We start from the raw sequence: 18,209 nt of genomic DNA on the forward strand, positions 1-18,209 counted from the left end.
GTGTCTGATTGAAATTAGATAATTGTGTCGAAAAACAATACATAGATGTCGATTAGTGAAACATTCTTCGTCTTTTGCTTGCTTATTATAAGCAATGTCTGAAGTGAAAATTAAGACTGTATCTGGTCTTGTTAATGTCAGAATAGCTTCTTTTTTAGTGGCGTACTGAAATTTTAAGCTGGGTGGTAGGGTTGGTAAATATAAGGTTTTTTAGATATATCAGATGAGGTCGAGGTATTTTTTAGTGGCCTTTATATCTTGATCTTCGTGAAAAATAAATAAAGTTTTGTGTCAGGAGATATAAGTATGTCATTTTTTCGTTTTCTTCGGCCTCGTAGTATCGCTGTGATTGGTGGGCGAGAGGCTGGAGAGGCTATTCGTCAATGTATAAAGGCTGGTTATGAAGGTGAAATCTGGCCGGTTCATCCTAAAAAAGATTTCATAGAAGGGCTGAAAGTATACCGTTCGGTCCAGGATTTACCTTCTGCTCCAGATACTGCTTATGTCGCGGTTAATCGAAACCTGACTATATCAGTGATTCGTGAATTGAACGAGATGGGGGCTGGTGGCGCTGTTTGTTATGCCACTGGATTCTCGGAGTCTGGTGAAGAGGGGCGTCAGCTGGAAGCGCAGTTGCTGGAAGCTTCGGGAGCTATGCCTCTGCTCGGGCCAAACTGTTATGGCATGCTGAACTATCTGGATAAGGCAATGCTTTGGCCGGATCAGCAGGGGGGCGAAGCGGTTGATTCTGGTGTTGCTATTGTCACCCAGTCTTCCAATGTGGCGGTTAACTTTACCATGCAGCAGCGCGGGTTGCCGCTGGCCTATGTGGTATCCCTGGGTAACAAACTCAAGTTTGATCTACATGACGCTATCAAAGAGTTCGCACAACAAGAGGCTGTTACCGCAATTGGCCTGTATATCGAAGGCATTACCGATCCAGTTGCGTTTGAAGAAGCTGTTAGTTTTGCTAGAGATCTGGGCAAGCCAGTCGTGGCGATCAAGTCGGGTCGGTCTGATGCGGCGCAAAAGATGGCCTTGTCACATACGGCATCATTGGCAGGGTCGGATGAGTTGATGAATGCGTTGTTTGCCCGCTGTGGTGTCGGGCGAGTGTATTCGATGGAGGGGATGCTTGAGGCCCTGAAAGTCTTGCATGTTCATGGACCATTGGCAGGGTATAAGCTGAGTTCGCTGAGTCCTTCAGGTGGTGATGCTTCCCTTTTGGCTGATGCAGTGGAAGATCGAAAGTTTGTTCTTTCCAGTCTGTCCGAGCAACATCAAAAACAAGTAGAGGCCACGGTTCATGAGTTGGTTTCTGTATCAAACCCGTTTGACTACCAGCTGTATGACTGGGCTGATCAGGAGCGACTTACTGATACTTTTGCTGCTTTTATCGGTGCAGAATTTGATCTCTCCTTATGTCATTTTGACTATCCTCGGGGTGATCGCTGTGATGCCTCTGCGTGGTTGCCTGCTCAAAATGCTCTGGTTGGTGCGGTTGCCCGAACAGGGGCAAAGGCTGCGGTGATTTCAATGCTACCTGAGAATATGCCTGAACAAACAGCCAAATTATTGATATCACAGAATATTGTGCCATTGGCCGGTCTTAATGCGGGGCTGGAAGGCGTTGAAGCGGCAGCAGATATCGGCAAGGCTTGGGGGCAGCGTAAAGTTGACCCCTTACTGAAACCAGCATCGGCTTTTGACAGTGAAAAGCTTCTAACCCTGAATGAAGCCGAGTCAAAGAGTCTGCTTGCACAGTATGGGCTCTGCGTGCCTGAAAGCCGAATTGTTACTAATGCAGAAGAAGCGGGTATTGCTGCTAAGAGTTTGAGTTTTCCAGTAGTGGTTAAAGCTCTTGGGGTGGCGCATAAAACTGATGTTGGCGCTGTGAAGTTGAACCTGAAATCAGCGCATGATGTTGACAAGGCCGTGACCTCAATGGCGCACCTTTCAAACAGCTTCCTGATCGAGAAAATGGTTGAGGATGTTGTCGCGGAGATCATTGTTGGTGTTGTCCGTGACGAGCAGTTCGGTCCCTACCTTGTCGTTGGTGCTGGGGGTGTGTTAGTGGAGCTTATGCGTGATAGCCGGTCGTTATTACTACCGGTTACTCGAGTTGAGGTAATCCATGCTTTGCAGGAGCTACGAAGTGCACCGTTGTTCTCTGGTTTCCGGGGGCGTGCTGAAGCCGACTTGGATGCTGCCGCAGATGCGATTCTGTCTGTTGCAGACTTTGTGCGCGAGAACTTCGACACAATCGGGGAGTTGGATATCAATCCATTGCTGGTTAGAGCTAAAGGAAAAGGTACCGTGGCTGCAGATGCATTGATAAGTATTATTAAATAGATCATTCACTCCCGATAAGCGGGAAAGCAATAAAAATTAGTAGTATTCCAGCTGAGTCTGGAACTCGGAGATGTGACATGACTGATAACCTTAATGTAACCCGTAATGGACAAATTCTTGAGATCGTCTTGAATCGTCCTAAAGGCAATGCCATTGATGCGAAACTGAGCCGGAGAATGGGTGAAGTTTTTGCCAGCTTTCGAGATGACCCTGAGTTACGGGTAGCGATTCTAACCGGAGCAGGAGAGAAGTTTTTTTGTGGTGGTTGGGATCTGAATGCAGTTGCTGATGGTGAAGAGTATACGGGCGACTTCGGTGAAGGCGGGTTTGGAGGTTTTCCGGAAATGGATAACCTTCTTAAGCCTGTGATCTGTGCGGTTAACGGTTATGCCTTGGGCGCCGGCTTTGAAATGTTGCTTAATGCGGATTTTGTAGTCGCCTCTGATAATGCTCAGTTTTGGTTACCTGAAGCTCAGGTTGGAGTCGCACCGGATATCGCGACTTTTTTACTGCCAAAAATTATGCCCCGGGTTAAAGCGATGGAACTTTTGTTAACCGGTAAGCGACTTTCTGCTGAAGATGCCGCTGGCCTGGGGCTAGTGAACTCTGTTGTGCCTCAGGCGCAGTTGCTTGATCATGCGCGGGAGCTTGCGCATCGTATTATGAAGTCTGCACCGCTTTCCGTTGCTGCTATTAAAGAGGTTGTCCGAGAGACTGAGACTCTTTCTTTTGCAGATTGTTACCGCGACCTGCGAGCTGGAAAGTGGCCGGAGTTTGAGAAAATGTTGGCTAGTGATGATGCAACTGAAGGTGCGAAAGCGTTTCAGGATCGGCGTGATCCTGCCTGGAAAGGGTGTTAATTGGCGATAAGAGCATAATAAATTTAACAAAGTTTATTGTTAGAGGTAGCAAATGGATTTTCAATTGACAGAAGAACATCAAATGCTGATTGAGTCAGTCAGCGCCTTCGTTGAAAGAGAGCTACTGCCTTATGAGGCAGAGGTTGAGTCAACCGGTGAAGTATCAAAAGAGCTAGCTGATCAAATTCGCACTAAAGCCCTTGAGTCTGGATTCTACGCATTCAATATGCCGGAAGAAGTGGGTGGTCCCGGGCTGGATTACGTCTCTCAAGCGCTGATTGAACGTGAACTTTCAAAAGTCAGCTGGGCGTTACATGTTTTTGTCGCTCGTCCGAGTAAAATTCTGATGGCCTGTAAAGGTGATCAGATTGAAGAATATCTGTTACCTTGTGTACGGGGTGAGAAGTCAGATTGTTTTGCCCTAACCGAGCCGGATGCAGGTTCAGATGCTGCGGGTATTAAAACGCGTGCTGTAAAAGATGGCGAAGATTATATTATTAACGGTAGTAAGCATTTCATCAGCCACGCGGGTGATGCCGATTTCGCTATCGTATTTGCCGTCACCGGTACCCAGGAAATCAACGGACGTACCCGTAATGAAGTCACCTCTTTCTTGGTTGATACGGATACCAAAGGCCTAGAAATTCGTCGCGGGCCTATCTGCGTAAGTAACCGTGGATATCATCAATATGAGCTGTTCTTTGATGAGTGCCGGGTGCCTGCCTCCAAAGTACTAGGTGAAATTGGTAAAGGTTGGACTGTCGCGAACGACTGGTTGACGGCCGGTCGTGTTATGGTTGCAGCAAACTGTGTTGGCCAAGCGCAACGGGCAATGGATCTCTCAGTTTCCTGGGCTGCACAGCGTAAACAGTTTGGAAAGGTAATAGCAAAAAATCAGGGTGTGTCTTTTAAACTTGCTGATATGGCCACCAATATTCGTGCTGCAGATCTGCTGACCTTATATACAGCCCAAAAAATGGACCTCGGCTCTATGACTGATGGCGATGCGGGGATGGCAAAGCTGTTTGCCAGTGAGATGCTTGCCCGTGTTACCGATGAAGCCATACAGGTTTATGGCGGTATGGGACTGATGGATGAATCTCCGGTGGAACGGCTATGGCGTAATGCTCGAATCGAGCGTGTCTGGGAGGGAACTTCGGAGATTCAACGCCATATCATCTCTCGTGAAATGCTGCGGGTCTATGACGTTTGAGTTTATTTACTGCTGGTCAGGATATTTGAGGGTATAGCGAACAGCGGTTTTTCGTTACAGGTAAAGCCGCTTGTTCGGACTTTTACCAGTCGTCGGCTGTGTCGTAGAGGTCGAACTTTATTGCGGTTCATGTTGGCGAATATAGTAGGTGAAGGTATGCGAAATTTAATCAAGTTTGAGAGCCACGCGCGTATAGCGATCATTACTATTGATCGGCCGGATGAACTCAACGCCCTCTCTGAGGCTGCCTTAAGGGAGTTACAACTTATTGTCCAGCGTATACAGCAAAGTACTGAGGTAAGGGCTGTTATCCTTAAAGGTGAGGGCAAGTCTTTTTGCGCGGGTGGTGATATTGGTTTCTTTTATCAGGTTGTAAAAATGGAGCCTGCTCTCAGACCTGCGGAGGTAAGAGCGTATGTCGGTCTGGCGCATGAGGTAATTGCACAACTAGCGGCACTGGAAGTGCCGTTGATTGTATGTGCTCAGGGGCCGGTTGCTGGCTTTGGGCTTAGCCTGTGCTGTTTGGCCGATGTCCTTATTGCGGATGAAAACACCAAGTTTGTGCCTGCATATATCGGGCTTGGCGCGACGCCTGATGGTGGTTTATCGCATAATTTACCTGTGCTTATTGGCGAAAGAAAAGCTTTGCAATTACTGCTGACTAACCAAGTTTTTGGTGCCTTCGATGCGGAGAAGTGGGGCTTGGTCAGCGGGGTTGTTGAATCTTCCAAACTCATGGATAGCGCGATTCAATATGCCGAAAAAATTGTCAATGGACCGCTTAAGGCCATAATTAATACACGTCAGTTAATTAAGAAAGACAGGCTATCTGAGCTTAAGAATCAGCTTGAATTGGAACTGGAAAGCTTTGCTGAATGTGTTATGACTGCAGACTTTGTAGAGGGTGTAATGGCCTTTGTTGAAAAGCGAAAACCTGAGTTTGTTTAGAGATTTAATTGTAATTCTACTGTAAGCGCCCGGATTTGTTGAAACAAGGTAAAGGATGGTACATTCACCTGTTTCTCGAAGTTTCTGAGCACATAATCTGAAGTTTTTGGAGTTAACAATGTTCAAGACTCGTATAACAGAAATGTTTGATATAAAGTACCCGGTTATTCAAGGCGGGATGCAGAGAGTATCAACTGCGGAGTTAGTTTCAGCGGTAGCAAATGCAGGAGCTTTGGGTTTTCTGAGTGCCTTGACGCAGCCAACTCCAGAAGCCTTGGCAGAGGAGATAAAAAGGACTCAGTCAATGACAAACCAGCCTTTTGGAGTCAACCTAACGATTCTTCCTACCCTAACTCCACCGCCTTACGAAGAGTATGCCCGAGTTATTGTAGAGTCCGGGGTTAAAATTGTTGAAACAGCTGGTCGAAGCCCTGAACCATTTATGTCGATGTTCAATGCAGCTGGCGTCAAAGTTATTCATAAGTGCACATCGGTTCGGCATGCAAAAAAAGCAGAGCAAGTTGGTTGTGCAGCGGTAACGATTGATGGTTTTGAGGCAGCAGGTCATCCGGGCGAGGATGATGTGCCCTCTATGGTTCTGGTGCCACGTGCAGTAGATGAATTGGATATACCGGTTATTGCGTGCGGTGGTTTTAGTGACGGCAGAAGCCTTGTTGCTGCCCTGGCTCTGGGGGCTGAGGCTGTCAGCATGGGAACCCGTTTTCTGGGAACTCAGGAAAGCCCGGTACATGGAAATCTGAAAAAGAAGCTGGTTGAGGCTAGCGAACTGGATACTCAATTGATTTTTAGAAAGTTCCGGAATACCGCCCGTGTATTTAAAAACACTATATCACTCGAGGTGGCTGGTATTGAGCGAAAGGAAGGCGCGGAGTTTAGTGATGTCGCTGAACTGGTAGCTGGTAAACGGGGTGCTATAGTTCTTGAAACTGGTGATATGGAGCAGGGGATTTGGTGGGCTGGGATCTCTGCAGGGCTTATTTACGATATACCTACAGTGGATCAGCTGGTATCACGCATGATGCAGGATGCTGAAAACATTATCACTTCTCGGCTGGCGGCGGTTGTTCGCTAACAGATGGTAATTCGTCTTTAATATCACTGGAGATAAGTAATGTTCAGGCAGGTATATATTCTATCGGGTACTCGGACAGCCATAGGTGATTATGGTCGTTCGTTGAGTAAGTATTCCCCCTCTCAGCTGGCTGCTGCCGTAACAAAAGAAGCGATTAAGCGTTCAACTATTGATGCGGATATCTTTGAGCAAGCAGTATTTGGTAACGTTATCCATACCGAAGCCAGGGATATGTATGTGTCGCGTGTTGCCGCACTTGAGGCCGGTATGTCTGAGCATTCTCGTGCTCTGACCCTGAACCGTCTCTGTGGCAGTGGCTTGCAGGCTGTTATCAGCGCTACTCAGATGCTGCAGCTAGGTGATATTGAAACGGCCATTGCCGGTGGTACCGAAAGTATGAGTAATGCAGGCTACCTGTTGCCAAGCCAGCGCTGGGGTAAACGAATGGGCGATGGTCAGGTTATCGATATGATGACCGGGGTTCTGACTGATCCATTTGGAAACGGCCATATGGGAATTACAGCCGAAAATGTTGCCCGTCAGTATGGTATCAGCCGTAGCGATCAGGATGCCTATGCACTACAAAGCCATCAGCGGGCTGCTTTGGCGATTTCAGAGGGACGTTTCGAGTCACAGATACTTCCACTTGAGGTCAACCCTCACCGGCCGGGCAAGCTATTCAGTGAAGATGAGCATGTTCGGAGCGACGCAACTATAGAAGATTTTTCCACGCAACGGCCGGTGTTTGATGCTGAAGGCAGTGTAACGGCGGCGAATGCCTCTGGTCTGAATGACGCTGCGGCTGCGATTACCCTGGCGAGCGAAGATGCAGTTGCAAGACTCAATGCGAAGCCTTTAGCGCGCATTGTTTCTTATGGGCACTCCGGGGTGAAACCTGAAGTGATGGGGATAGGTCCAATCGATGCGGTACATCAGGCACTGCACCGAGCTAATTTGTCCATCAGTGATCTGGATCTTATCGAGTCGAATGAGGCCTTTGCCGCGCAGGCTTGTGCAGTTTCGGCGGTTCTCGCATTGCCATCTGAAAAAGTGAATCCCAATGGTGGCGCTGTTGCCCTCGGTCATCCGATTGGTGCGACTGGCGCTATCCTGGTCGTTAAAGCGCTCTATGAATTACAGCGTATAAATGGGCGTTATGCTTTGATCACAATGTGCATTGGTGGTGGCCAGGGAATTGCTCTGGTCATAGAGCGGGTTTGACCTTTGGAGTCGTTGTCTCATGGACGGTTTTTAATGTTGTCCTGAACTCGTCTTTGTCTTCCCGCCATTTGACTCCAGCAATATAGAGTAGACCCTGTTCGGGTGGGGTTGCAGGGTAAATGCATGAATAATTTTGTACAGCTAAATGTGGCTAATTTATAAACAGGTGGATTACATCTTGGATAATAATACTCAAGGAGTAAAAGTTTCGTTACTGGCAGAAACCGGCCGTAGGCTGGCGACAAATGTCGTATTTACATCCAATATTTACACTATCTAAACTGGCCGGTTGGCTGGAAGTGGCGGGCGTCCTGAGCGGTTTGGTGGCTTCCATTTCGTTAATCCTGGTCATCAGGTGCCGCTGGTGGAGGTTATTCGTGGTCGCAAGAGCAGTGATCTGACTACCGTCATAGCTTTGGCATGAAGCCCCTGTGGTATAAGGCTCCGCTAGCTTTCAGGTTAACTGCATCCTGTTTTTGTACTTTAACCGGCTACTGAAAGATGGCGTCGATTTCCAGCGTATAGATGGGGTGATGGAAGCATTTGGCTGACCAGTGGTAGTCGGTTTTCAACGTTGTACAGGTCAGTGAATCGTAAGATGAGGTTTATATGAAAGTATTAGTGACAGTTAAAAGAGTGATCGACTACAACGTCAAGGTGCGCGTCAAGGCGGATCGCAGCGATGTGGATCTCGCCAACGTCAAGATGGCGCTGAACCCCTTCTGCGAGATCGCGGTGGAAGAGGCGGTGCGGCTGAAAGAAGCGGGCGTGGCGACTGAGGTCATCGTCGTCTCCATCGGCCCCAAAGCCGTGCAGGAACAGATTCGTACCGCCCTGGCACTGGGTGCCGATCGCGGTATCCATATCGAAACCGAAACCAGCCCCGAATCCCTGTCGGTCGCCAAGCTGCTGGCCAAGGTCGTGGCCGACGAGCAGCCGGGCCTGGTGATTCTCGGCAAGCAGGCGATCGACTCCGATAACAACCAGACCGGCCAGATGCTGGCGGCGCTGACGGGCCTGTCCCAGGGCACCTTTGCCTCTGAAGTGAAGATCGAGGGCGATGAAGCCCTGGTGACCCGCGAAGTTGACGGCGGCCTGCAGACCCTGGGTCTGAAGCTGCCCGCCATCGTGACCACCGACCTGCGCCTGAACGAGCCGCGTTATGCGTCTTTGCCCAACATCATGAAAGCCAAGAAGAAGCCGCTGGACGTGAAAACCCCGGCGGATCTGGGTGTGGAGCTGCGCGCCCATATCGAACTGCTGAGTGTTGAGCCGCCGGCCGAACGCAAGGGCGGTATCAAGGTGGGCTCGGTGGCCGAGTTGGTGGAAAAACTGAAAAACGAAGCGAAGGTGATCTGATGGCGACCCTGATTATTGCGGAACACGATAACAGCATCCTGAAACCGGCCACGCTCAATACCGTTGCCGCAGCTGCGGCCATCGGTGGCGATGTCGCTCTGCTGGTGGCGGGTGAAGGTTGCCAGGCCGTGGCCGATCAGGCTGCGCAGGTTGCCGGTGTCAGCAAGGTCCTGCTGGCCGATAACGCCGCCTATGGGCATCAGCTGGCCGAGAACGTCGCGCCGCTGGTGGCAGAGCTGGCCAAAACCGCCGGTTTTGAGTATGTGCTGGCGCCGGCCACCACCACCGGCAAGAACCTGCTGCCCCGCGTGGCGGCCCTGCTGGATGTGGGTCAGCTGTCCGATATCGTTTCGGTCGAGTCGGCTGATACCTTCAAACGCCCGATCTATGCCGGCAACGCCATTGCGACGGTAAAATCGCTGGATGCCATCAAGGTCATCACCGTGCGTGGCACGGCCTTTGATCCGGTGGCCGCCGAGGGCGGTTCTGCCACCATTGAAGCCGTGACCGCGGTGCATGATGCGGCGCTGTCGCGCTTTGTCGGCGAAGAAGTCGCCAAGTCGGACCGCCCCGAGCTGACGGCGGCGCGGGTTATCATCTCCGGTGGTCGCGGCATGGGCAACGGCGAGAACTTCGCCCTGCTGGAAAAAGTGGCCGACAAGCTCGGCGCCGCCGTGGGTGCGTCCCGTGCGGCGGTGGATGCGGGCTTTGTACCCAACGACATGCAGGTCGGCCAGACCGGCAAGATCGTGGCGCCCGAGCTCTATATCGCCGTGGGTATTTCCGGTGCCATCCAGCATCTGGCCGGCATGAAGGACTCCAAGGTGATCGTTGCGATCAACAAGGATGAAGAAGCGCCTATCTTCCAGGTGGCGGATTATGGCTTGGTTGCCGATCTGTTCGACGCCGTGCCTGAGCTCGAAGCCGGCCTGTAAAGGCTCATCCAGTTGCGCGCTTCTGCGTTTTAGCGACAGTTCAACGTGGTGCCTTCAGGGGCGGGCTTCACTCGCCGGCCCCTGTTTTTTATCCGCCACAGCCGTGCAGGTACGGGGTGAGTCGCACGCTGAAATTCACCCACCCCTTTTTTAGTTCCACTACACACCCTAACAAGAGGTAAGTCCCCATGAGCGAAGCCGTGAACGCTGCTGAGCGCGAATCGATGGAGTTCGATGTGGTGATTGTTGGTGCAGGCCCCGCCGGTCTGTCCGCCGCCATTCGCCTGATGCAGCAGGCGCAGGATGCCGAGCGCGAGCTGTCGGTCTGTGTGGTGGAAAAAGGCTCCGAAGTCGGTGCCCATATACTCTCGGGCGCGGTGATCGAACCCCGTGCCCTGGCTGAACTCTTTCCCGAGTGGAAAGAGCGCGGCGCGCCCCTGACCACGGCAGTCACTGAAGATCAGATTTACCTGCTGGGCGATGCGACGTCTGCTCGGCGCATCCCCAATGCGCTGGTGCCCAGGACCATGCACAACCAGGGCAACTATGTCGCCAGTCTTGGCAACCTGTGCCGCTGGCTGGCCGAGCAGGCCGAAGCCCTGGGCGTGGAAATCTTCCCGGGCTTTGCCGCCAGCGAAGTGCTCTATCACGCAGATGGCGAGTTCAAGGGGGCTGTTAAGGGTATCGCCACCGGTGACATGGGCATCGGCCAGGACGGCCAGCCCAAGGACAGCTACATGCCCGGTATGGAGCTGCATGCCAAGGTTACCCTGTTTACCGAAGGTTGCCGCGGTCACCTGGGCAAGCAGCTGATCGAGCGCTTTGCGCTGGACCAGGACGCCGATCCGCAGCACTACGGTTTGGGCATCAAGGAACTGTGGGACATCGACCCCGCCAAACACCAGCCCGGCCTGGTGCTGCACGGCTCCGGCTGGCCGCTGGTCGGCAAGGGACAGGAGGGCGGCTCCGGTGGCTTCTTTCTCTACCACGCCGACAACCACCAGGTGGTGGTGGGGCTGATCGTCGACCTGAACTACAGCAACCCCTGGCTGAGCCCGTTCGACGAATTCCAGCGCATGAAGCATCATCCGCTGTTCCAGCAGTACCTGGAAGGCGGCAAGCGCGTGTCCTACGGCGCCCGGGCGATCACCAAGGGCGGTTTCAACTCGCTGCCCAAAATGACCATGCCGGGTGCGCTCCTGCTCGGCTGTGACGCCGGCACTTTGAACTTCTCCAAGATCAAGGGCACCCACACGGCGATGAAATCCGGCCTGTTGGCCGCCGAGAGTGTGTTCAAAGCCCTGGGCGAAAGTGACAGCGCAGGCCAGGAGATCAGCGCCTTTACCGAGGCCTTCAGGGCCTCCTGGCTGTACGATGAACTCTATCGCAGCCGCAACTTTGGGCCGGCGCTGCACAAGTTCGGTACCCTGCTGGGTGGTGCCTTCAACTTTGTCGATCAGAATCTGTGCGGCGGCAAGCTGCCGCTTACGCTGCATGACACCCGGGCCGATTATGCCCAGCTCAGCCCCGCAGCCCAGAGCCAGAAGATCGACTACCCCAAACCCGATGGCAAGCTGAGTTTTGACAAGCTGTCATCGGTGTTCCTCTCCAACACCAACCACGAAGAAGACCAGCCGAGCCATCTGCAGCTGAAGGATGCCAGCATCCCCATCGGCATCAACCTGCCCACCTGGGCGGAACCGGCGCAGCGCTTTTGCCCGGCGGGTGTCTACGAGGTGGTGGAAGAGGAGGGCGGTCCACGCTTTCAGATCAATGCCCAGAACTGCGTCCACTGCAAAACCTGCGACATCAAGGATCCGTCACAGAACATTACCTGGGTGACGCCCGAAGGCGGCGGTGGCCCGACCTATCCGAACATGTGATCATTCCTACCGGTGCTTGGATTAAACTGTCAGTAACAAGGCGCGCTCCCGGGTGCTGCAGCACCCGGGGCGGTCCATTCGAATTGACGTAGCCCATAGTTGAAGTCCATCGTTGAACTTTGCCAGGGCTCCGTACAGGGCTCTGTATCTCTTGTCGCATCGCATCATCTGGGCCGCGGCCCCCGTCGGTGCACCGTTAGCATTGGTCCCGCCTGGATCATACATTTACTCCGCTGAATTTGACTGCCCGCTCCACTGGCAAGAGCCGCCGTGGGCGGGTGCTGCTGAACGTCCCCGGCTCCTCTGTTTCATTCCTCTGCCAACCGTGTTTGCTGCTGGTATCCATTGCTGTATCTCACGGGCCAGAATTCGCTTCGACTATGCTCATAGAGTTGATGCTCAAACAGGCAGGCGCTTACTCGGCAGTTTGAACTGCGGCTCGAATACCTGCGGGCTTTCATGGTACTTCAAGCCTGCGCAACGGGTGTGTCTGCAGAAACCTTGCCAGCCGTGCTGAGCTCTGCGAGGCCCTATGCAATGTAAAAACTGTGAAAGAGAGAATCCGTCCGCGGCCCGATTCTGCGAGCACTGTGGCGTTGTGCTGACGGCAACCTGTCCTCGCTGTGGATATGAAGCAGAGCCATCCGCGCGTTTTTGTCATCAGTGTGGTCACCCGTTGGGTTTGGTAAGCGAGGCCGCGTCGGCGGATATCACGAAAACTGAACCGCATGAAGAGCCGGGGCCGGAGACTGTGTTGTGGTCGCCGTTGCAAGGTTCTCCCACAGAGCAGCTGGCGGAACGAAAAATCATCACGGCGCTATTTGCCGATATAGCGAACTCGACAGCATTGATTAGCGCGCTTGATCCGGAAGATGCCGGCGCTCTGATTGATCCGGTGCTGGCCGTCATGGTGGAGGCAGTCGAACACTACGGCGGCTACGTAGCCAAGTCGATGGGAGACGGTATTCTCGCACTCTTCGGTGCGCCTATCAGCCATGAGGATCATCCGCGGCGTGCGCTTTATGCAGCGTTAAGGATGCAGGAGGCCCTGTCCCAGAGTGAAGCGGTGCCTAGAATCAGGGTCGGTATTCATACCGCAGAAGTCGTCGTGCGTACTATTGCCTCGGCGGGCCTGAGCCACAGCTGTGAGCCCGTCGGCAATGCGATTCATATTGCCTCACGGCTGGAGGGGCAGGCCGAGCCCGGCACGATTCTCGTCAGTGAGCAGACATTCGGGCTTACGGATGGTTACGTCAATTTCAAGCCGCTGGGGCCGCATACGCTCAAGGGAGTGTCGGAGCCTGTGCAAGTCTATCAGGCGGTTAATGCGTTTCCTTTGCGCACACGCCTTCAGGTGGCGGAGCGTCGTGGCCTGGTGCGTTTTGTTGGACGCAAAGACGAGCTGGCGGTATTGCGTAATGTGCTTCCTTGGGTGCAGAACGGGCATGGACGGCTCCTGGCAGTGTCAGGGGATCCCGGAGTGGGTAAATCGCGTCTTTTCCATGAGTTCAAAGATCTGTTGCCTGATACATTTACTGTTCTGGAAACCTTCTCTGTCTCCCATGGCAAGGCGTTCGCCTACATGCCCTTGATCGAACTGCTTAAACAGTGCTTTCGGCTCAGCGAACAGGACAAGGGCGCGGCTTGGCGCCACAGGATCGAGTCGCAGGTTCACAACCTGGGTGGCTCGTTACAGGCGCAACTGCCCTACCTGTATTTTGTGCTGGGGGTCGAAGAGCCGACATCAACACTCGCCACAATGGATGCTCAGGTTAGGCGGCTGCGAGTTTTCGAGGCCATTCGACGCCTGTTGGTGCAGGTGAGCAGTACGCGTCCGCTGGTGCTGATTTTTGAGGACTTGCAGTGGCTAGATTCCGAAACTGAGTCCTTTATCCGGTATTTGTCTGAGTCGCTTAACGACAGCGCGATCTTGCTGTTGCTGAACTTTCGTCCTGAGTATGCCCATGACTGGCTTGCTGGCGCTACGCCTGCGCCATTGCGACTGGAGGTTCTGGATACCGATGATAGTAAAGAGTTACTAAACGTATTGCTGGGAAGCGACGCCAGCCTCCTGGCTCTGAAAATTGCCATTCTGGAAAGAACAGAAGGTAATCCGTTTTTTACCGAGGAAGTGGTACAGACCTTGGTTGAAGAGGGTGTGCTCAAAGGGAGACGGGGGGACTTCAAGCTTTCGCACCGGCCGCAGATGCTGCATATTCCCGTGACAGTGCAGGGAGTGCTCAATGCCCGAATTGATCGCCTAGGCAATGAAGAAAAACGCCTGTTGCAACGCTGCGCCGTCGTTGGCAAACGGTTCACGTGGAGTTTGGCACAGGCTGTCGTGGATCTGCCACCGCAACGTCTGCGGGACTTGTTGCTGCGATTGCAGGCCCGGGAGTACCTCTTTGAGTGTCCGGCTTTTCCTGAAGTTGAGTACAGCTTCAAGCACGGCCTTACCCATCAGGTGGCCTACGATTCTTTACTACACAGCCGTCGCAGCGAACTTCACGAGTCTATTGCCGTAGCCATTGAGCGGCAATTCAGCTCTGACCTTGATAATCACTATACCGAACTCGCGCATCACTACCGTCGCAGCAACAATGGAGCCAAAGCCGTGGAGTATCTGCGTCGTGCGGGACAGCACGCGGTGCAGCATTGTGCGAACCTCGAAGCTATCGATTTGCTTGAAGCAGCACTGCACTTGTTACCAAAACTGCCAGACGAAACTGATCGCATACATGAAGAGCTCACCTTGCAGCTGAACCTCGGGCTTGCGTGGATGGCTGTGCGTGGTTATGGCGCCAATGAGGTTGAACTCAGCTATAGGCGTGCGCTCGAATTGTGCCCTCAGGCCGCCCATACGTCTCAGCACTTTACGGCGCTAATGGGGCTTAACGCATTCTACCTGGTTCGCGGACAGTTGCAGGACGCTCGCACTCTGGCAGAGCAGTTGATCACGCTGGCTGGCGCTATGAAGGAACCGGTTTTCTTCATGCATGCACACCGCACGCTCGGCGTGGTTCTGTTTTTTATCGGAGATTTTGTGACTGCTCGCGCTCACCTGGAGCAGGCATTGTCTTTTTTCGACCCGCACCAGCAATATGGGCAGTCGATCCCCTTCGGCATGGATACCGAAGCGCTTGTGCTGCCGTTTTTGGCGCTTGTCCTGGCATGGCAGGGTCTTCCGGATCAGGCGTTGCAATATGTCGATGATGTTCTGAGGCAGAATACTGCGTTTTCGCAACCTCTGGACAGGGTATTCGCGCTGGGCTTTGCCGCCGAACTGCATCTGCAACGTGGTGAAACGCAGCTATCGCTGGAGCGTGCAGGTGCCGCAATCGCTCTTGCCGATGAACAGGGGTTTCCATTCTGGTCGGCTTGGGCGGCTGTTGTTAAGGGGCGGGCGCTGGGTGATCTCGGGCAGGTGGATGAGGGGCTGCGGCAGTTGCAGCAGGGGGTGGCGGAGTACCAAGCAACGGGTGCGAATCTCTGGCAAATGCATTTCATGGTACTGCTGGCGGGCAGCCTCGCACGTGCGGGCCTCATTGGGCAGGCGCGCTCGGTTCTGACGCAGGCCAGACTAGTTCAGACGCAGGAGCGTTTTTATATCGCCGAGCTGTACCGGCTTCAAGGGGTCTTAACACTGCTCGACGTGGAAAATAAATTAATGCTCGATAGGCGGCAGCGCAAAGCAGAGCATTGTTATCACCGGGCGATGGACATAGCGCGTGTACAGGGCGCGCGGCTGCTGGAACTCAGGGCCGCCTGTGACCTGGGACGGCTCTGGCTAAACCAAGGACGTAGAAGTGAAACACGAGAGCTGCTGACAGCATTGTCCGGCCTTTTTAACGAGGGTTTTGAAACAGCCGATATTAAGGCGTCACGGGCGTTAATCGATCGCTGCAATGATCCATCATCAATTCGAAACCTCTGATATGTATTGACCTGTCAATGTGATCGTTCAAGTTCGTATCATTCTGGCCTCAGGAAAGCATTAGGGTCAGAGCAGGCGTAGCGTTAACGACGGTAGATCACTCTGGTATGCGCGGGTCGGAACCGCCTGACTTGTCTTCGTCGTGGAGCTCCCTCTCTCTAGGGCCGAGGGTCGGAATTCCCGGGGACATGTTCGGAATTTTTCTGTAATACACAAGTTCGTACCGGCCCGCCTGGGCAATCGTCACTGTAATGCCGCCTTTGTGTATGTCCAGGCCGGTGTCTTAGCTAAAGTTCTCCATGCCTGCCTATCTCGAATATGGCTCTGCGTTTGAAGTGCTGGTTTCTTGATGTGTAATCCACGTGCTCGGGGAGCTTGGGCAGGTCAATTCATTATATCTAGGTAAGAGTTATTTAGCGGGATCTCATCGAACAGATGACTTGGGGACTGCAGCAGGTACCCGTGCAAGCGACGTGACTTGCGCGGCCCCGTTACTTCGCAGGTCCAGATATTCAACCCGTTCTGCTGCTTGCGGTGTAGCTGCATTTTCTCGAAGCGCTTCTGTATCCACTGCCAGTCCTGCTGCTGGTTGTCCTTGGCCTTGGTGGCGATCTGGGGATGCTCCTGCGCATAACGCTGGAACACACCGGGGCTGACTAGGAATACGGTATTTGCCACGGTGTGCACCAGGGCTTTGGCATCATTGATGATCAGCTTTCGTGACTGGATACCCTGCTTCAGCCAGGACATGAAATGCTCGCCCGAAGGTTGCTCTTTCGCCGTCTGCGTCGACGAGAGTGAGTTGGCCAGCGGCTTTGCCGCCAGATCGTTGGCATTGGCCGCCGTATTCGCCGAGTCAGTCGGTTTCGCTAGTAATGTGGTCGCGGAGCTCAGATCGGGCATATCGAGCATTGAGAGCAGGTTCTCAATCACATCGGGTTGATCATCTGAATTTTGGGCTGATTTTGGCGCTGTTTCGTTCGCAAATTCTTGCTTGGAGTCCTGTTCCGAAGGGGGGCCGGGCGGAGCGGTGGCGGCAATATCAGCACCGGGATCAATATTGGGAACGGCATCGATAGCGCTGGTCGTCTCGGCGTTTGGCGTTTCCACCGTTACGCTGCCGGTGAACGGCTCCGGACGTTCGTTCGCCTCCCAGATCAGGGCCGGCGCCAGCCGCAACAGCGTGAAACTGTGCGACCAACCGGTTTCGCTGGTGATGGTGGCTTTCCAGATTGCCTTGCCCTCGGGATTGGGTTGCAAGATGCCGTGATCCTGCAGTACATCGAATACCGCGGAGTTGTTCGCCGGTATACCGTCTATGCCCTGGGACAGCAGGTGCGCGCGCAGCTTGTCTGAGACCGTTTTGCTCACCAGCCAGAGCGCATCCTGGGTCAGCCAGCCATCGGAGGCCTGGGGCTGGTTCAACTTCAGCTCTTGCTTGAGCAGGTAGCGCAGGCCGTCGAGCAGTTTGCGTTGCAGCGCGTGTTTCGGTGCGGCCATGGCCTTGGCCGGATCACCGCTTAGTTCTTGGGCGACCGACGCGCGGTCGGCCTGGATGACCAGATCGCCCAGGACGCCGGCATGCTCGTACTGGCCGGCCAGCACATAAAGCAGGGCCGACCAGAGTGCCGGGTAGTCGCTGAGCCAGTCAAGGATGTTCCGGTCGAACAACTGATGGTAGAGCAGGCCGGTGGCTGCGCTGTGCAGGCGGTACACCCGGTTATCGCGGTAGCGGAAACGATAGGGCTGTTGCAACGGGCCATGCCAGGGATGCCAGATGCCCCCGTCTTCATATTCGACGTGCATGTCCACGGCGAGTTTGCCGATATCGTGCAGCAGCGCGGCATAGGCCGTGGCGGCCGTCCAGGCTTCGGACTGGGCCGACTGATCCTCGGGCGAGGCGCCGGCGGGCAGCAGGTGGGATTGTCGTAGCTTCAGTGCATAGGCCACGATCTCCAGGCCATGATCGAGCATGCCGCCAGGGTAGGCATGGTGGTGGCTTTCAGAGGCAGGGAATTGTTGCACCAGCTCGGCGTAGCGCTCGAGAGGGGCGCGGTATAGCCAGGCGAACTGCTGGTGCGACAGGGCGGTGCGCTGCCAGATATGCTCCAGCAGCTTCTGTCGGCGGGGTGTTGCTAGCAGCGATGTGGCGGATTCGGGCTGGAACAGTCCGGCAGGCAGATCGTTAGGGAACTCAGGAGACTGGGAAACGGATGTCTCTGGTACCGGAGGGGGCCATTTACGCCGAAGCAGCGATAGCATTTTCACCTCCAGTCGATAGACAGGTGAGGGAGCCTTTTGGCCTTTTCGGATAGGGCCTTTCCCCTCGCAGCCATTCCATTATCCATTCAGGGCCCTTTACCGTTTTGCCTTGCTAAGCCCTTTGCTATAGGGCAACGCCGGGGGGCTCG

12 protein-coding genes are annotated in these 18,209 nt (G+C 53.8%); 11 read left to right on the forward strand and 1 reads right to left on the reverse strand.

Annotated elements, in window-relative coordinates:
- Positions 1–306 precede the first annotated feature (306 nt).
- The 11 genes from KDW95_RS01235 (at position 307) to KDW95_RS01280 (ending at position 15,798) form a co-directional block, all read left to right on the forward strand.
- Positions 307–2,352, forward strand: coding sequence for an acetate--CoA ligase family protein (locus tag KDW95_RS01235; RefSeq protein ID WP_255854405.1), 2,046 nt, complete (start codon positions 307–309; stop codon positions 2,350–2,352).
- Between the two features lie 77 nt (positions 2,353–2,429).
- Positions 2,430–3,212, forward strand: a complete 783-nt coding sequence (locus KDW95_RS01240) for an enoyl-CoA hydratase-related protein (RefSeq protein ID WP_255854406.1) — start codon at positions 2,430–2,432, stop codon at positions 3,210–3,212.
- 52 nt (positions 3,213–3,264) lie between these two features.
- Complete coding sequence (locus tag KDW95_RS01245) at positions 3,265–4,425, forward strand: acyl-CoA dehydrogenase family protein (RefSeq protein ID WP_255854407.1); 1,161 nt, start codon at positions 3,265–3,267, stop codon at positions 4,423–4,425.
- A 156-nt stretch (positions 4,426–4,581) separates the two neighbouring features.
- Positions 4,582–5,373, forward strand: coding sequence for an enoyl-CoA hydratase/isomerase family protein (locus KDW95_RS01250; protein ID WP_255854408.1), 792 nt, complete (start codon positions 4,582–4,584; stop codon positions 5,371–5,373).
- Positions 5,374–5,491: 118 nt separating this feature from the next.
- On the forward strand, positions 5,492–6,466 hold the full coding sequence (locus KDW95_RS01255) for an NAD(P)H-dependent flavin oxidoreductase (protein ID WP_255854409.1): 975 nt from the start codon (positions 5,492–5,494) through the stop codon (positions 6,464–6,466).
- Positions 6,467–6,505: 39 nt separating this feature from the next.
- The gene (gene bktB / locus KDW95_RS01260; RefSeq protein ID WP_255854410.1) at positions 6,506–7,687 is read left to right on the forward strand and encodes a beta-ketothiolase BktB; all 1,182 of its coding nucleotides are present in this window, start codon (positions 6,506–6,508) and stop codon (positions 7,685–7,687) included.
- Positions 7,688–7,976: 289 nt separating this feature from the next.
- A complete protein-coding gene (locus tag KDW95_RS23560) occupies positions 7,977–8,111 on the forward strand; it encodes a 3-hydroxyacyl-CoA dehydrogenase NAD-binding domain-containing protein (RefSeq protein WP_370646659.1) in 135 nt (44 codons plus the stop codon).
- A gap of 185 nt (positions 8,112–8,296) precedes the next feature.
- On the forward strand, positions 8,297–9,046 hold the full coding sequence (locus KDW95_RS01265) for an electron transfer flavoprotein subunit beta/FixA family protein (RefSeq protein ID WP_255854411.1): 750 nt from the start codon (positions 8,297–8,299) through the stop codon (positions 9,044–9,046).
- Positions 9,046–9,981 (forward strand): electron transfer flavoprotein subunit alpha/FixB family protein, encoded by a 936-nt coding sequence (locus KDW95_RS01270; protein ID WP_255854412.1) that lies wholly within the window; start codon positions 9,046–9,048, stop codon positions 9,979–9,981. The genes KDW95_RS01265 and KDW95_RS01270 overlap by 1 nt, the downstream gene beginning before the upstream one ends.
- A 188-nt stretch (positions 9,982–10,169) precedes the next feature.
- Positions 10,170–11,864 carry an electron transfer flavoprotein-ubiquinone oxidoreductase gene (locus KDW95_RS01275; protein ID WP_255854413.1) on the forward strand — a complete coding sequence of 565 codons (1,695 nt, stop codon included), beginning with the start codon at positions 10,170–10,172 and terminating at the stop codon, positions 11,862–11,864.
- Between the two features lie 532 nt (positions 11,865–12,396).
- Positions 12,397–15,798, forward strand: a complete 3,402-nt coding sequence (locus KDW95_RS01280) for an adenylate/guanylate cyclase domain-containing protein (protein WP_255854414.1) — start codon at positions 12,397–12,399, stop codon at positions 15,796–15,798.
- 384 nt (positions 15,799–16,182) lie between these two features.
- Here the strand turns inward: KDW95_RS01280 and mobH are convergent, their stop codons facing one another.
- The gene (mobH, locus tag KDW95_RS01285; RefSeq protein ID WP_255854415.1) at positions 16,183–18,060 is read right to left on the reverse strand and encodes a MobH family relaxase; all 1,878 of its coding nucleotides are present in this window, start codon (positions 18,058–18,060) and stop codon (positions 16,183–16,185) included.
- Positions 18,061–18,209: the final 149 nt, after the last annotated feature.

The organism is Marinobacterium rhizophilum (assembly GCF_024397915.1).
Taxonomy (GTDB): domain Bacteria; phylum Pseudomonadota; class Gammaproteobacteria; order Pseudomonadales; family Balneatricaceae; genus Marinobacterium_A; species Marinobacterium_A rhizophilum_A.

Excerpts from the sequence above, each read along its gene's own strand:
- KDW95_RS01235 (WP_255854405.1), top strand. The coding sequence starts at position 307 with ATGTCATTTTTTCGTTTTCTTCGGCCTCGTAGTATCGCTGTGATTGGT.
- KDW95_RS01240 (WP_255854406.1), top strand. The coding sequence starts at position 2,430 with ATGACTGATAACCTTAATGTAACCCGTAATGGACAAATTCTTGAGATC.
- KDW95_RS01245 (WP_255854407.1), top strand. The coding sequence starts at position 3,265 with ATGGATTTTCAATTGACAGAAGAACATCAAATGCTGATTGAGTCAGTC.
- KDW95_RS01250 (WP_255854408.1), top strand. The coding sequence starts at position 4,582 with ATGCGAAATTTAATCAAGTTTGAGAGCCACGCGCGTATAGCGATCATT.
- KDW95_RS01255 (WP_255854409.1), top strand. The coding sequence starts at position 5,492 with ATGTTCAAGACTCGTATAACAGAAATGTTTGATATAAAGTACCCGGTT.
- bktB (WP_255854410.1), top strand. The coding sequence starts at position 6,506 with ATGTTCAGGCAGGTATATATTCTATCGGGTACTCGGACAGCCATAGGT.
- KDW95_RS01265 (WP_255854411.1), top strand. The coding sequence starts at position 8,297 with ATGAAAGTATTAGTGACAGTTAAAAGAGTGATCGACTACAACGTCAAG.
- KDW95_RS01270 (WP_255854412.1), top strand. The coding sequence starts at position 9,046 with ATGGCGACCCTGATTATTGCGGAACACGATAACAGCATCCTGAAACCG.
- KDW95_RS01275 (WP_255854413.1), top strand. The coding sequence starts at position 10,170 with ATGAGCGAAGCCGTGAACGCTGCTGAGCGCGAATCGATGGAGTTCGAT.
- KDW95_RS01280 (WP_255854414.1), top strand. The coding sequence starts at position 12,397 with ATGCAATGTAAAAACTGTGAAAGAGAGAATCCGTCCGCGGCCCGATTC.
- mobH (WP_255854415.1), bottom strand. The coding sequence starts at position 18,060 with ATGCTATCGCTGCTTCGGCGTAAATGGCCCCCTCCGGTACCAGAGACA.